This window comes from Antribacter soli, from assembly GCF_021568775.1.
In the GTDB taxonomy this organism is placed as follows: Bacteria; Actinomycetota; Actinomycetes; order Actinomycetales; family Cellulomonadaceae; genus Antribacter; species Antribacter soli.
In genome coordinates, this window is sequence record NZ_JAKGSG010000046.1 from 18,710 (window position 1) to 32,877 (window position 14,168).

A 14,168-nucleotide genomic window follows, 5' to 3' on the forward strand; every position below is an offset into this window, starting at 1 on the left:
GTCACGTCCGCACGTCACACTCCTCGGCGGCCTCGTGCCCGCCCGATCGTCAACCGGGGTTGACACATCTCGGAGTCGTCAACCATAGTTGACGCATGACGCAGAACACGCTCGTCGCATCCGCCGCGGGGGACGACCCCACGGAAGGCCTGCGCGCCGTGCGGTCCCTGCGCGAGCTGGCCGACCGGCTCGAGACGCTCCAGGTGGAGCGCGCCCGGGCCCTCGGCTGGTCGTGGCAGGAGGTCGCCGACGCGCTCGGCGTCACCAAGCAGGCGGTCCACAAGAAGCACGGCAGGAGGATCTGATGTTCGAGAAGTTCAGCAAGGAGGCGCGCGCCGCCGTCGTGAAGGCCCAGGAGGTCGCCCGGGACGAGCACTCCGGCGTGATCGACTCGCGGCACGTCCTCGTCGCCCTGATCGAGACGCCCGGCCCGGCCGCGACGGCCGTCGCGGGATCCGGCCTCGACCCGACCGACGTCGTCCGGCGGCTGCGCCGCGAGATCCGCGCCGGTGACGCCCTCGACGCCGACGCGCTCGCCGCGCTCGGCATCGACCTCGGCGCCGTCCGCGAGCGCACCGACGCCGTCTTCGGCGCCGGCGCGCTCGACCGCGCCGGCGCAGCCCGGCACCGCCGCTCCCCCGGCCACATCCCGTTCACCACCGACGCCAAGAAGGCGCTCGAGCTCGCGCTGCGCGAGACCCTCCGGCTCAAGTCGTCGACGATCGACGGCGGGCACCTCCTGCTCGGCATGCTGCGGGACGCACGGAACCCCGCAGCGCGCGCCCTGTCCGACGCCGGAGCGGACCTCGCGCGCATCCGTCACCTCGTGGAGAACCCGGCCGCGTAGCCGTTGTGGGTACGACGGGCGTGGCCTGGCCCTGGCGGGCAAACCGTGCATACCTCGCGGGTCGCTACGATCGGGCGCCATGAAGCATGCGCGTTCCGCCGACGCCGACCTGGTGGTGCGCCTCCTCCACAGCGTGGCCGACGCCGTCGCCGACGGCATGTCCACGACGCAGCGCGTCGTCGCGGGCGCGATCGTGGGGGTCTTCGCCCTCACCCCGTTCGGCGCCTGGGACGAGGTGGTCACCGAACCGGAACCGCTCGTCGCCGGGCAGGAGATCGAGGTGGGGCCGTTCGAGCTCACGGTCGTCAGAGCCGTCGTGACGGACGACATCGGCTTCCTCACACCGCAGGAGGGCAACCGCCTGCTCGCCGTGGTGGTCGACGTGACCAACGTCAGCGACAGGCCCGAGTACGGCGTCCTACTCGCCAAGATCTTCCCAGCGCCCACGGGGGAGGGGATCGCGCCGCGCAGCTCGCCGTTCGGGGAGAGCGCCGGGAGCGAGGAGACCACCGAGGAGCCGCGGCTGCCCGACCCGACGATCCTCTCGGCAGAGGACGGAACGAACCTGGACAGCATCAACCCGGGGATCAGCTACCGCGTCGCGCTCGTCTGGGAGCAGCAGCTGGACCAGGCGCAGGACGAGGTCACCCTCGACCTCGCCGAGCTGACCTGGATCGAGGAGGACACCACGTTCGGCATGGACGACCAGCGGTGGTTTGCATACGGCGAGGTCCTGTACCGAGGACCGGTCACCGTGGAGAAGGGGGCGGACCGTTGAGGCACACCCGACGACGCCTCACCTGGCGCGGCACTGCGTTCCTCGTCGGGGCGTTCGCCGCCGCGTGCACCCTGGTGAACGTCGTGCCGCACGGCACGATCCTGGAGCGGCCGTTCGTGGTCGAAGGCCCGGTGGGTGAGACCCTCGACCTCAGCTACGCAGAGCTCACCGTCACCGAGGTGCGCACCGCCGACACCCTCGAGTCGTCGTTCGAGCAAGCCGTCGCCGGCGGGACGTTCCTCGTCGTCGACGCGACGTGGCGGGCCACCGACGGGTACATCGTTTTCGCGGGCGCCGAGGTGATCGACGCCGAGGGGCGCAGCTTCTGGGCCACGAGCCGAGGCGGGTGCGCGAAGGGGACGAACTCCCAGCCGGGCTACGCCTGGCGCGCCACCTACTGCTTCGACGTGCCCCGCGACGCGCTGGCGGGGGCCACGCTGCGGCTCGCCCGGGGCACGCACGGCGAGGACGACGCGGGCCAGCGGCGCGACGCTGTGGCGGTGGTCGACCTCGGCATCGGGCAGCACGACGTGAACGAGCTGTGGGACGCGACCGAGAAGATCTCGATCGAGATGCCGGGGTTCGCGTCTGCGCCGGCTACCGACGCGGGAGGCGAAGGATGACGACCATGCCCGAGCCCCCGGTCCAGGCACCGCCCGCCGTGGGCTGGTGGCGGCGCAATGCGGTGTGGGTGGCACTGTTGCCGGTGGCGCTGGTGGTCGCCGCCGCTGCGTCGTCGTTCCGCATCTGGGCCTTCTGGTGGCCGAACGGCCTGCACCACGAGGTCCAGCACGTCGGGGCGGGCGAGACCGCCCAGCTCTCCGAGGAGTACTACGACCTGGGCCTGGACGTACCCGAGCGGGCGAACACGTGGGTGGTGCGCGAGATCGAGGTTGCGGTCACGTCCGTGCAACGCGCCGAGGAGCTGCCGGAGCCTGCCTACGGCGACCCGGTCCCGGTCCCCGACGGGTCGGCGGTCTATCTCGTGAGCCTCCGCCTCGCTGCCGAGCCCCGGACGGATCTCTCCCTCTGCCAGATCGTCCTGGTCGCCGACGACGGCACCCGCTACGGCGAGAAGAGCCCCGACATCATGGGCAACGGGAACCGCTGCTCGCCGCCCGACGCCGACGGGTTCCTCAGCACCGAGCCCGAGTGGAGCGTCACCTCCCCGATCCTCGTCGACGAGGAGGCCTTGATCAGCGAGGTGCGGGTCGGGTTCGGGGGGCCAGGCTACGTAACGCTCGACCTGCCGTAACCCGGCAGCAGGCCCGCGGGCTGAGCCACCGGGGCGGGCGACGGGACCGGCGGCCGGGGATACCGGACGCGCGTGGCGTCGTCGATCTCGTCCTGCACCTCGTGGGCGGGGCCCTGGTCGGCCGGGCCGTCAGGCCTGGCGACGTCGTCCCCGTCGTCGGGCACGGCCAGGCCACGCTCGACCAGCGCATCCACCGACGCCGCGATCAGCACCGCCGCGAGCGCCAGCGCGATCACGAGCCCGGCGCCGGCCTCCATCACGGAGAACGCGACCCAGGTGTTCGTCTCGACCGGGCCGACGACGGTCCGCACCAGCCAGCCGACCCCTGCGGTCGCTCGCATCGCAAGCAGGTAGGCCAGGACGAACAGGACGATCGGGGCGAGGCCTCCGCGCCCAATGAGCCGCATCCCCTGCCACAGCGCGCTGAACCGGGCCCGAAGGTCCTCCGTGAGGGACTCGAGGACCGACCGCACACCCTGCGGGATCCACGTCAGGCGGTCGAGGATCCCGTGCTCCGTCGACGGCGGCTCCATCAACTTGTGCCCCAGCACGACGGCGCCGATCGCGAGCCAGGCAAGCGGGGCGACGAGGACGATGTCGACGGACTCGATCGCGGTGCCGATCGCCCCGCTCACCGCGTCGACAGCCGCCTCACCGTTGACACCTGCTCGCTGCTCGACGGTGCCGATAGCCGCTGTTGCCGTGGCGACGATCTGGCGTTCCTCGAGGAACGGCTGCAGCTTGATCTCCAGGCGCTCGAGCTGGGCTGCGGCCTGACCGGTCCAGTAGATCTCCATGCACCCGCCCAGGACGGCGAGCCCGAGGAACCGGACCTTGCTCTCAAGAAGCCCGAGGAGCCACCGCAGCACGAACGCCGCCGCCACGATCGCGATGAGCGTCGGCACGTCCAGGACGCCGATGCGGCCACCCGGATCGAACTGTCCCTCCGGGGCGAACAGGTCGTTGAAGAGCTCGTCGGCAGAAACTTCGTTGATGAAACGGTCGCGGTCCGCCTGGAGGTTTCCCTCGACCTCGTAGATCACCAGGAACGGCACGAGGACCGACAGCGCGACGTCGATCAGCCGCCGCTCGCGGCGCTCCGAGGGAAGTACCGGCGCCTGGGCCGCGCGCGCCCGCGCCAGGTTCGGCAGGGAGCGCGAACAGATCAGCAGCATCGCGACCATCGGCACGAGATACCCCAGCGGGACGATGATCAGCAGGATCTGTGCCACGTTCGAGTTCCACTGGCTCAGCTCAACGGCACCCCAGAGGGCCCCGTTGCGTACCGCGACGCCGAGCAGGCCGAGCGTGAGGAGCGCGGGCCAGTGTGCGGCGAACAGCCGGCCGGCTCGGGCGAGGACGGACAGAGAGTCACGCATGCCGCACATGATGCCGTAACGGACACCCACCCCTGCGCTGCCGGTCGACTACTTCGGCGACTGTTGCCCGGCGCGAGGCCGACGTCTCGAATCGGCTCATACCTGGCATGTCGCCGCTACGATCTGCGGCATGACCGCCCCCCGGATCCTGTTCGACCCTGCCAAGGGAGCCCGGCATGCCCGGCGCCGGGCCGGCATCCAGCTGAGCCCCGGGCAGCGGTCTGCTGCCGCGGGCGCGGCCCTGGCACTGGCGCTGGTGCCGACCGGGGCCTACCAGAGGGACGAGCCCGAGCCGGAGCCGCTGGTCACGGGCGAGACCGTGCTGGTGGGGCCGTTCGAGGTGACGATCCGGCAGGTCGCGGTGATCCCGGAGCTCGGGTACCTGATCGAGCCCGAGGGTGGCAACCGCGTGCTCGCCGTCGTCGCCGACGTGACGAACACGAGCGACGTACCGGAGGGGAGCGCAACCCTCACCGACGCGATGCCCGCACCCGCCGACGGAGCGGTCGCGCCCCCGGATACCTTCACACGGGTGGACGAGGAGGACCGTCCCGTTCCCTGGCTCGTGCGGGCTGTCGACGGCACCGACCCCAGCCCCTTCTCCCCGGGGTTGACGCACCGCGTCGTGCTTGCCTGGGAGCAGGAGGCCGGCTGGGACGGCAGCACCATCACGCTGGAGATCGACGTCGTGGAGTGGATCGAGGAGGGCGCGCTCCGGCTCGACAACGAGTTCTGGCTGGAGACCGGCGACGGCGCCTACTCCGGGGTGTTCCCCGTCGAGGATCTGACCCAGGACGCGGAGGTCCGGTCGTGACGCGCGCCCGCGTCGCTGTGGCGCGGGCGACGGCCGTGGCAGCGGCCGTCGCCGCGGGCACGGCGATCACGGTCCTCGCTCCGCCGGACCTGGCTGTGGACGCTCCGTTCGTGAGCGAGGGCGTCGTCGGCGCGACGGTCAGCCTTGACTACGCCGACGTCACGGTGCGGCAGGTCCGCGCCGCCGACAGCATCGTGGCCTTCGGCGACGTCGCCGCCGCCGCCGGCACCTTCCTCGTCGTGGACGTCACGGCGCGCCCGACCCGTGAGACGACCCAGTTCCTCGGGGTCGAGGTCGTCGACGGCGAGGGCCGCCTGTACGAGCCCGCGGACCGGGCAGAGTGCTCGTCGTCGAGCGATGCGCCCGCCGGCGTGGACCTGGACGCCGTCTACTGCTTCGACCTGCCCAAGGACGCGCTCGAGGGCGCCCGCTTCCGGATTGGCCGCGGAGTTGCCCACAGCGATCACTCCGGGCAGCGCCGCGACGCGGTGGCCCTCGTGGACCTCGGTCTCGACCCTGCCACGGCGGGCCGGCTCTGGGACGCGGAGGACGTACTCGAGCTCCAGTACGGCGAAGGTGCCAGCACGGTCCTTGTCCCTTCCGGTCCCGCGACCCCGGTACCGCTGCCCGTGGACCTGGGCGGAACCGACGACGAGGAGGCCGGCTCATGACCTGGTGGCGACGGAACGGCCTGTGGCTGGTGGCCCTGCCCTGCGCGGTCGCGGCGATGCTCGCAGCCTCGTCGAGTCGCGTCGAGACGTTCTGGTGGCAGAGCGGGCTGCACCACGAGCTCGACCACGCCGCCCCGGGCGGCGCGGCGACCTACCGGGACACGTTCACGGACATCGACGGCGTCGTGATCTCCCAGGAGGCGACCCTGCGTGTGCTCGACATCGCCCCGGCGGACAACACGATCGACGGGAATCTCGTGCCGACCGGTAGCGCCGCCTACCAGGTGGACCTGGAGCTGTCCGCCCCGCCGGACACAGACCTGGTGGGCTGCGACGTGATCCTCGTGACCGAGGACGGCGTGCGGTACGGGGACGGAATCGCCGACCCGTGCGTGCCGGAGGACGACGACACCGCCACCACCCGCCCGCCGTCGGACACCTGGGAGGCGTCCACCGTGGTGCTGACCGACGCCGAGGCCGAGCCGGTCGAGGTGTGGGTCGCGTTCATCGGCTGGTCGTACGTCCGTCTGGATCTCCGGCACTGAAGGGCCGGTAGGCGACGTGCGTCTGGTCGTCGAGCGCGTCGTCCACGGGTGCGTACCCGACGGGCGCGTACCCCGCCGGCGCATACCCATACCCGACCGGTGCTTGCTGCACGGGCGCGTGCCCGGCCGGTGCGTACCCATACCCGACCGGTGCTTGCTGCACGGGCGCGTGCCCGGCCGGTGCGTACCCGTAGCCGACGGGCGCGTATCCGACCGGGGCATCCTCCACGGGTGAGTCCGCTACCGGTGCGTCCTCGACCGCCTCGGCCGGGAGCACTCCGCTGGCGACCAGGCGGTCGGTCATCGCCGCAAGCAGGGGGGCGAGCAGTGCGAACGCCAGCGCCAGCCCCGCGGAGCCTTCCCAGGGCGAGAACGCGAGCCAGGTGCTCGTCGGCCTCGGGCCGACGACCGCCCGCACGACCCAGGACAGCGCCAGGTCCACCCGGAGCACGACGAGCACGGCCAGGCAGCACAGGAGCATCGGCACGAGCCCCGCCCCGCTCAGCATGCGCAGGCCCTCGCGGAACGCGGACCACCGGGAGCGCAGGTCGGCGGTGAGTGACCGGAGGGCCGAGCGGGCCGGCCCTGGCACCCTGCTCATCGCTCCGGTCCAGGTGGCGGCCTCGGGCTCGCCCATGGTCTGGTGGCCGAGCACCACGGCGCTGATCGTGAGCAGACCGAGGGGGATGACGATGACGACGTCGGCCGAGCCGATCATGGCGCCGAGCAGGCCGCCCACGGCGGCGACGCCGTCGGCCAGCGGGCCGGCGGCCTCGATGGCCGACTCGTAGGCCGCGACGGCCCACGACGCGCCGCGCCGTTCCTCGGTCCATCCTGTGACGTCGTACTGCAGCGCGCCGGCGTAGGCCGCGAGCTGGCCGGTCCACAGGACCTCGACGAGCGACCCGACCAGGGCGAACAGCACGAATCCCCACCGGCGGTCCGCGAGACCGAGCAGCCACCTGACCACCCAGGCCCCTGCCACGATCCCGACGATCACGGGGACGGAGTAGAAGCCGAGGCGGGAGTCGTAGTCGATGTCGACGTTGGTGCCGAACTGGTTGAACTCCGCGTACGCCGCCTCGTTGAGGAACGTCTCCCGGTCCCCGTCGAGCAGACCGAGCCCCGCGTAGACGAACAGGAACGGCACGATGAGGCTGATCGACACGTCGAGCAGGCGGCGCGGCCGGCCCTCGGTCGCCGACGTCGGAGCCGTGACCTGCGAGGCTGCCGCGACGTGCTCGAGCGAGCGCCCGCACACCCGCAGCATCGCGACGAGGGCGACGAGGAACGCGATCGGCTGCAGCACGAGGAGCGCCTGCGCCGCGAACGAGTTCTGGTTGCTGAGGACGACGGCCGCCCAGTGCGCCCCGCCGCGCACTGCCGCCCCGCAACATGCGAGCGTGAGCAGGGCCGGCCAGTGCGCGCCGAAGACGCGACCGGCACGGGCGAGGATGGACAGGAAGTCACGCATGGCGCGAATCATGCCGTATCCGGGCGTTCCGCCCGTGCCCTATCCGGGCGTTCTGCCGTGTTCGGTCCGCCCGCTCTGCGTGAGGCCGCGGCCGACCAGGACGTGCGCGCCCTCGTTGAAGTAGAGGTTGATGCCCTTCACGTCGCCGAGCAGGGCCCGGCAGTCCGGTGAAGGAAACGACCAAAGATCCAGCCCAGGCGAGGCCGGAGGAGGACTCCTCGACCGGACGCTACGGCGTCACAGCTTGGTGACCACCGTGTACTTCAGGGCGATGCGCTTCGTCCCGGCCGCGCCGAAGTCGATCTTCACGACGGCGTTCGGCTCGACGTCGACGACGGTGCCGAGCCCGTATGCGTCGTGCGTGACCCGGTCGCCGACCGCCAGGCTCGGGACGTCCTTCTGGACGTCGACCGATCCGAAGCGCGGGCCGCCGCCCGAGACTCCGGCACCGGCTCCCGTTCCCGGCCGCCCCGCAGCGCGGACACCGGAGCCCCCGCCGGACCCGTACGAGCCGGAGCCGGACGCCCCCGACCCGTACCCACCAGACGATGCGCGCCGGCCGGAGGACGAACCCCCACCGGAGCCCGACCACGAGGACCCGCCGCGACCGCCACCCCAGACGGACCCGCCCGACCGGATCGCCTGCGTGGAGGACTCGCGCCGCCGCCAGTCCCACAGCTCGTCGGGGATCTCGTCGAGGAACCGGCTCGGCGGGAACTCGTTCGCCATGCCCCAGGCGGCGCGCACGGCAGACCGCGACACGTACAGCCGCTCGCGTGCCCGGGTGATGCCGACGTAGGCGAGGCGGCGCTCTTCGGCGAGCTCGCCGTCGTCGTGCAGCGAGCGCATGTGCGGGAAGGTGCCGTCCTCCATGCCGGTGAGGAAGACCACCGGGAACTCCAGGCCCTTCGCGGTGTGCAGGGTCATGAGCGTGACGACGCCCTGCTCCTCCTTGTGCTCCTCGGCAGCGCCGTCGGCGACGTCCTCGTCGGGGATCTGGTCGCTGTCCGCGACGAGCGAGACCCGCTCGAGGAAGTCCGCGAGGTCGCCCTCGGGGTCGAGGTCGCTGAACTCGGTGGCGACGGCGTGGAGCTCGGCGAGGTTCTCCACGCGCGACGCGTCCTGCGGGTCGTCGCTCGCCCGCAGCTCCGCCAGGTACCCCGTCCGGTCGAGGACCGCGCTGAGGATCACGGCCGGGGCGGCGCCCTCGTCGACGAGCGCCCGCAGGTCCGTCATCATCTCGCGGAAGACGAGGAGCGGCTTCAGCGTGCGCGTCGTCATGCCGGGCACCTCCTCCGCGCGCTCCAGGGCGGCGCCGAACGAGGTGCGCTCCCGGTCGGCGAGCGCCGCGACGAGCGCCTCGGCCCGGTCGCCCAGGCCGCGCTTGGGAACGTTGAGCACCCGGCGGAGGTTCACGTCGTCGTCCACGTTCGCGAGGGCGCGCAGGTAGGCGATGGCGTCCTTGATCTCGCGGCGCTCGTAGAAGCGGGTGCCGCCCACGACCTTGTACGGCAGGCCGACGCGGACCAGCACCTCCTCGAGCGCACGGGACTGCGCGTTGGTGCGGTAGAAGATCGCGACGTCGCCCGGTCGCACGCGCTCGGCGTCACCCAGCCGGTCGATCTCCTCGGCGACGAAGCGGGCCTCCTGGTGCTCGTCGTCCGCGACGTAGCCGATGATCTTGGCGCCGGCCCCCGCGTCCGTCCACAGGCGCTTGGGCTTGCGATCACGGTTGCGCGAGATGACGGCGTTCGCCGCCGTGAGGATGTTCTGCGTGGAGCGGTAGTTCTGCTCGAGCATGACGGTGGTCGCGGCCGGGTAGTCGGCCTCGAACTCGAGGATGTTGCGGATCGTGGCGCCGCGGAACGCGTAGATCGACTGGTCTGCGTCGCCCACCACCGTGAGCTCCGCAGGGTCGAGCGCGATCGCCTGCGGGTCCTCCCCCGCACGGGCCGCGGCGGACTCCGCCGTCACCCCCGCCAGCTCCCGCACCAGCACGTACTGCGCGTGGTTCGTGTCCTGGTACTCGTCCACCATGATGTGGCGGAACCGGCGGCGATAGTGCTCCGCCACGTTCGGGAACGCCTGCAGCAGGTTCACGGTCGTCATGATGATGTCGTCGAAGTCCAGGGCGTGCGCCTGGGAGAGCCGCGCCTGGTAGCGCGCGTACACGTCCGCCAGGACCTGGTCGAACTCCGGGACCTTCGCGCCGCGCGCCGCGAGCCCCTCCTCCGTGGCGTGCGCGCCCGTCTCCTGGGCGTACGTCTCCGGATCCACGAGCTCGTTCTTGAGGTCGCTGATCTTGTTCGCGAGACCCCGCGCGGGGTACTTCTTCGGGTCGAGGTTCAGCTCGCGCGTCACCATCGTGATGAGACGCTGGCTGTCCGCCGCGTCGTAGATGCTGAAGCTGGACTTCAGGCCAAGGTTCGACGCCTCCCGCCGCAGGATCCGCACGCACGCCGAGTGGAACGTGGAGACCCACATGCGCCCCGCCGAGGGCCCCACGAGGTTCTCGACGCGCTCGCGCATCTCCGCCGCGGCCTTGTTCGTGAACGTGATCGCGAGGATCTCGCCCGCCCGGGCCCGGCCCGTCGCCAGCAGGTAGGCGATGCGGTGCGTGAGCACGCGCGTCTTGCCCGAACCGGCCCCCGCCACGATCAGCAGCTGCCCGCCCTCGTGCACCACCGCCACGCGCTGCTGCGGGTTGAGGCCCTCCAGCAGCTCGTCCGGGTCGAGGTGCGCGTACGCGCCGCGGGCACGCGGCGCCTCCTCCTGGTGCGGCAGGCCGGCCAGCCAGTCGGGTTCGTCCGGCGCAGGGGCGGGCTCCCCGCCCTCGTCCCAGCGGGGTGCGGTGCGCGGCAGGCGCGACTCGTCACCCGGCGGAACGGGAAGGTTCAGGCCGGGAAGAGGCAGGGAGTCGAAGAGCGAGGTCATCGGGACCAAGCCTAGGCGTCACCACCGACACGAATGCGCTCACCCCGCCTTCTCCCACACCGAGACGTGATCGGTGCTGTCCGCGGTGAACGGGGACCGGTTCCAGTCGGCCCAGCGGTGCGACAGGTGCAAACCCGCGATGCGGGCCATGAGGTCCATCTCGGCGGGCCATGCGTACCGGAACGAGATGCTCCGGAACTCCCCGCGGCCGTCCGGCGTGACCGTGACGTGGTTCGACGTGAACTCCTGCGTCACGACGTCGTACCGGTCGAAGCCCACGTAGCCGCCGCCCTCCTCGTCCGGGGCCACGGTGAACGGCACGGTGTCCTGCCCGGGCGGCATGCGCCGGAGGTCGGGCACCGCGACCTCGATCAGGAAGCACCCGCCGGGCCGCAGGTGCGCCGCGGCGTTGCGGAAGACGTCGACCTGGCCGTCCTGCGTGGTGACGTTCGAGATGGTGTTGAACACCAGGTAGACGAGGGAGAACTCGCCCGGCACGCGCGTGGTCGTCATGTCGCCGATCGTCACGCCGATCTGCTCGGCGCCCGGCTTGCCCGCGATCCGCGCGGCCATCGCCCGGCTCAGCTCGATGCCGTGCACCGGCACACCGCGCTGCGCCAGCGGCGCGGCGATGCGCCCGGTGCCGATCGCGAGCTCGAGCGCGGGCCCGTCGCCCGCGAGGTCCGCGAGGAGATCCACGGTCCGCGCGATCTCGGCGGGGTCGTTCGCGCCGCCGCGGCCGACGTCGTACCGTGCCGCCACGGTCTCGGGGAACCAGCCGTCGGCCGGGTCGTCGATGACTTCGTCCATGCCTGCGACGCTAGCCCGCGCAACCAGGTCGGGTCAGGGTCTTTTCCTCGCTAGCGGCGCAGCCGCATCGGCGTGTGCGGGATGCCGTCCTCCAGGAACTCGTCGCCGTCAGCCTCAAAGCCGTGCTTGGCGTACCAGCCGGCGAGCGGCGACTGCGCGTCCAGCACCACGTCGCGGTCGCCCGTGAGGCCCAGCGCGGCGCGCATCACGTCGTCGGCGAGGCCGCGCCCGCGCACCGACGGGTCGAGCACGACGCGGCCCACGCGCCACACGTCGCGGTCGTCCAGCACCCGCGCACACCCGACGACGGCCCCGCCGTCGAGCAGCACCACGTGCCGCGTCGCAGGCTCGACGTCCCGGCCGTCCAGGTCGGGATACGGGCACTGCTGCTCGACGACGAACACCCGCTCGCGCAGCTGCCACATCCGGTAGGCGGTGACAGGAGCCAGCTCCTCGAACGACGCGACGACGATCTCCACGCGGGGATCGTCGCACGACGAGGCGTCAGCCCACCGGCAGGTACCTCGCCCACCAGTCGAGGATGATCTCGAACCGCTGCACCCGGTGGCGCGGGCGGCCCGACCGGGACAGCTCGTGGTTCTCACCGGGGAAGATGACGAGCTCCGTCTCGACACCGTTGCGCTTGAGCGTCGCGTAGTACCGCTCCGCCTGTGACAGCGGGCAGCGAAGGTCCTGCTCGGAGTGCAGCACGAGCGCCGGGGTCTTCACCGAAGCGGCGACCGCCTGCGGGCTCTGCGCCGCCACCAGCTCGGGCGACAGGCCCACGTACTCGTGCCCGAAGAACCAGCCGATGTCGCTCGTCCCGAAGAACGTGTCGGGGTCGAGGAAGCCGCGCTCGACGATCGCTCCGGCGAACCGGTGCTCGTGCGCGATCGTCCAGGCGGTGAGGTACCCGCCGTAGGACCCGCCGAGCACGCCCGTCCGTGTCGCGTCCAGCCGCGGGTCGGCGGCCAGGGCGCCGTCGAGGAAGTCGAGGACGTCGTGCAGGTCGACGGTGCCCATCGCCTGCCGGATCGCCCGGCCGTGCTCCTGCCCGTAACCGGCAGAGCCGCGCGGGTTGCAGTACACGACCGCGTAGCCGGCGTCCACGAGCACCTGCGTCTCGTCGAACAGCGCGGGGCCGTACGAGGCGAACGGCCCGCCGTGGATCATCAGCAGGGTCGGGTGCGGGCCGTCCCCCTCCGGCACGGCGACCCACCCGTGGACGGCGTAGCCGTCGCGCCCGCTCACGGTCAGCTCGGTCGGCAGCACCAGGCCCGCCTTGCGGAGCGCCGCGGAGAAGTCCGTCCGACGGCGGAGCTCGCCTCCCTCGACGAGGACCGCGACGTCGCCATGCGTCTGCGGGTCGGCGTAGCTCACGGCCACCACGCCGCCGCCGGCGCCGATCCCCGACACCTGCACGGGGCCGCTGGTCAGCGGGGTGACGGCGCCGTCGTCGGACACCTTGACCACCTGGGTGGTGCCGCGCTCGAGGGAGGTGACCAGGACACCGTCGGGCACGGCGACGACCGCGCCACCCAGGTCGTGGGCCGCGTCCGTGAGGCGCCGCGCCCGGCCGCCCTCGACGAGGAAGAGGCCGGTGTTGCGCGCGACGAAGTCGCGCCCGTCCGGGCCGACCTCCGACGCGAGCACGTACAGCCGACCTTCGAGGTCGAAGCCCACCCCGGAGACCGACAGGTCCGTGACCACCCCGTCCGGGCCGGCGAGCGCGTCCGCCGCGTCGAACGGGCCCTCCGACGGGACCTCCGCGACGTCGAAGAGCAGGACCGTTGATCGCAGGTCCTCGTCCGCGCCCGGGTGGACGGCCGCGACCACCGCGAGCGACGCGGCGTCGGGCGAGAAGGCGATCGACCCGTGGTCCGTCACGACCTCCGTGACCCGGCGCGGCTCCGTCACGACCGGGCGCTTCTCCGCGGGGCCCTCCGCTGTCGCGACGGGCTGGACCACCGGTTCGGCCCACACGTCCGGGGTGTCCACGAGGAACACGTGCTGCGGCCGGTCGAGGTGGTAACCCAGGCCGTTGCGGGTGTACTGCCAGGTGGTGACCCGCCGCGGCGCCTCGGCACCGCCGTCGATGCCCTCGACGGAGCCGTACCGGCCAGGCTCGGGCTCGCGGCTCGTGAACGCGAGACGCGCACCGTCGGGCGACCAGCGGAACTCGCCGACGCCGAGCTTGCGGTCCGTCACCTGCACCGGCTCGCCGCCGGTAGCGGGCATCACGAAGAGCTGGGGTGCGCCCTTCGGCTCGGCGCGGAGGAACGCGAGGAGGTCGCCGTCGGGCGAGACCTGGGGCTCGGTGTCGCGGAAGCCGCGCGTCAGGCGGCGCGGGGCCGAGGTGTCGTCACCCAGCGGGACGGTCCAGAGCTGGCCGACGTACGCGTCGGCGTCGAGGTCGGGCCGGGTCGCGGCGACGACGGCGAACGCCCCCGAGGGGTGCACGGTGGGCGACGAGACCGTGGTGATGAGAGGCAGGTCTGCAGGCTGCATGGGGGCGAGGTTACCCGCGGGCCACCCGGACATGCCGGTGGCTGGCCGGTTGTCCACAGGCCGGCCGGGCTGCCGAGCGGGATCGCTGGTCACTCCCTATCCTGGCGAGGCCTGATAGAGGACCGAGGTGTCCCGGCAAAAGGCGAAACCCCG

At 72.3% G+C, this 14,168-nt stretch carries 14 protein-coding genes; 8 read left to right on the plus strand and 6 right to left on the minus strand.

The window, feature by feature from the left end:
- The first annotated feature begins 95 nt into the window (after positions 1-95).
- The 5 genes from L1785_RS16905 to L1785_RS16925 all read left to right on the plus strand — a co-directional run bounded on the left by L1785_RS16905 (position 96) and on the right by L1785_RS16925 (position 2,880).
- Entirely contained in the window at positions 96-305 is a 210-nt protein-coding gene (locus L1785_RS16905) for an RNA polymerase subunit sigma-70 (protein WP_236090459.1), read from the plus strand.
- Complete coding sequence (locus tag L1785_RS16910; RefSeq protein ID WP_236090460.1) at positions 305-847, plus strand: Clp protease N-terminal domain-containing protein; 543 nt, start codon at positions 305-307, stop codon at positions 845-847. Before L1785_RS16905 ends, L1785_RS16910 begins: the two co-directional genes overlap by 1 nt.
- 79 nt (positions 848-926) lie before the next feature.
- Positions 927-1,625, plus strand: coding sequence for a hypothetical protein (locus tag L1785_RS16915; protein WP_236090461.1), 699 nt, complete (start codon positions 927-929; stop codon positions 1,623-1,625).
- The gene (locus tag L1785_RS16920; RefSeq protein WP_236090462.1) at positions 1,622-2,248 is read left to right on the plus strand and encodes a DUF4352 domain-containing protein; all 627 of its coding nucleotides are present in this window, start codon (positions 1,622-1,624) and stop codon (positions 2,246-2,248) included. The genes L1785_RS16915 and L1785_RS16920 overlap by 4 nt, the downstream gene beginning before the upstream one ends.
- A gap of 5 nt (positions 2,249-2,253) precedes the next feature.
- Positions 2,254-2,880, plus strand: a complete 627-nt coding sequence (locus L1785_RS16925; protein WP_236090463.1) for a hypothetical protein — start codon at positions 2,254-2,256, stop codon at positions 2,878-2,880.
- Here the strand turns inward: L1785_RS16925 and L1785_RS16930 are convergent.
- A complete protein-coding gene (locus L1785_RS16930; protein WP_236090464.1) occupies positions 2,856-4,259 on the minus strand; it encodes a hypothetical protein in 1,404 nt (467 codons plus the stop codon). The two genes, L1785_RS16925 and L1785_RS16930, sit on opposite strands and share 25 nt — an antisense overlap.
- Positions 4,260-4,389: 130 nt before the next feature.
- Between L1785_RS16930 and L1785_RS16935 the strand changes: the two genes are divergently transcribed.
- From L1785_RS16935 to L1785_RS16945, 3 genes are read left to right on the plus strand one after another with little or no spacing between them, the layout of a single operon-like run.
- Positions 4,390-5,073, plus strand: coding sequence for a hypothetical protein (locus L1785_RS16935; RefSeq protein ID WP_236090465.1), 684 nt, complete (start codon positions 4,390-4,392; stop codon positions 5,071-5,073).
- On the plus strand, positions 5,070-5,744 hold the full coding sequence (locus tag L1785_RS16940) for a DUF4352 domain-containing protein (protein ID WP_236090466.1): 675 nt from the start codon (positions 5,070-5,072) through the stop codon (positions 5,742-5,744). Before L1785_RS16935 ends, L1785_RS16940 begins: the two co-directional genes overlap by 4 nt.
- Positions 5,741-6,289, plus strand: coding sequence for a hypothetical protein (locus L1785_RS16945; protein WP_236090467.1), 549 nt, complete (start codon positions 5,741-5,743; stop codon positions 6,287-6,289). The genes L1785_RS16940 and L1785_RS16945 overlap by 4 nt, the downstream gene beginning before the upstream one ends.
- Here L1785_RS16945 and L1785_RS16950 read toward each other — a convergent pair.
- From L1785_RS16950 to L1785_RS16970, 5 genes are all read right to left on the minus strand, one after another.
- Positions 6,249-7,763 carry a hypothetical protein gene (locus L1785_RS16950; protein ID WP_236090468.1) on the minus strand — a complete coding sequence of 505 codons (1,515 nt, stop codon included), beginning with the start codon at positions 7,761-7,763 and terminating at the stop codon, positions 6,249-6,251. The genes L1785_RS16945 and L1785_RS16950 overlap by 41 nt on opposite strands.
- Before the next feature lie 237 nt (positions 7,764-8,000).
- Positions 8,001-10,697: a DNA helicase PcrA gene (gene pcrA / locus L1785_RS16955; RefSeq protein ID WP_236090469.1), complete on the minus strand. Its 2,697-nt coding sequence runs from the start codon at positions 10,695-10,697 to the stop codon at positions 8,001-8,003.
- A gap of 39 nt (positions 10,698-10,736) precedes the next feature.
- Positions 10,737-11,507 carry a class I SAM-dependent DNA methyltransferase gene (locus L1785_RS16960; RefSeq protein ID WP_236090470.1) on the minus strand — a complete coding sequence of 257 codons (771 nt, stop codon included), beginning with the start codon at positions 11,505-11,507 and terminating at the stop codon, positions 10,737-10,739.
- Between the two features lie 50 nt (positions 11,508-11,557).
- The gene (locus tag L1785_RS16965) at positions 11,558-11,986 is read right to left on the minus strand and encodes a GNAT family N-acetyltransferase (RefSeq protein WP_236090471.1); all 429 of its coding nucleotides are present in this window, start codon (positions 11,984-11,986) and stop codon (positions 11,558-11,560) included.
- 25 nt (positions 11,987-12,011) lie between these two features.
- A complete protein-coding gene (locus L1785_RS16970; RefSeq protein ID WP_236090472.1) occupies positions 12,012-14,015 on the minus strand; it encodes a S9 family peptidase in 2,004 nt (667 codons plus the stop codon).
- Between the last annotated feature and the right edge of the window lie 153 nt (positions 14,016-14,168).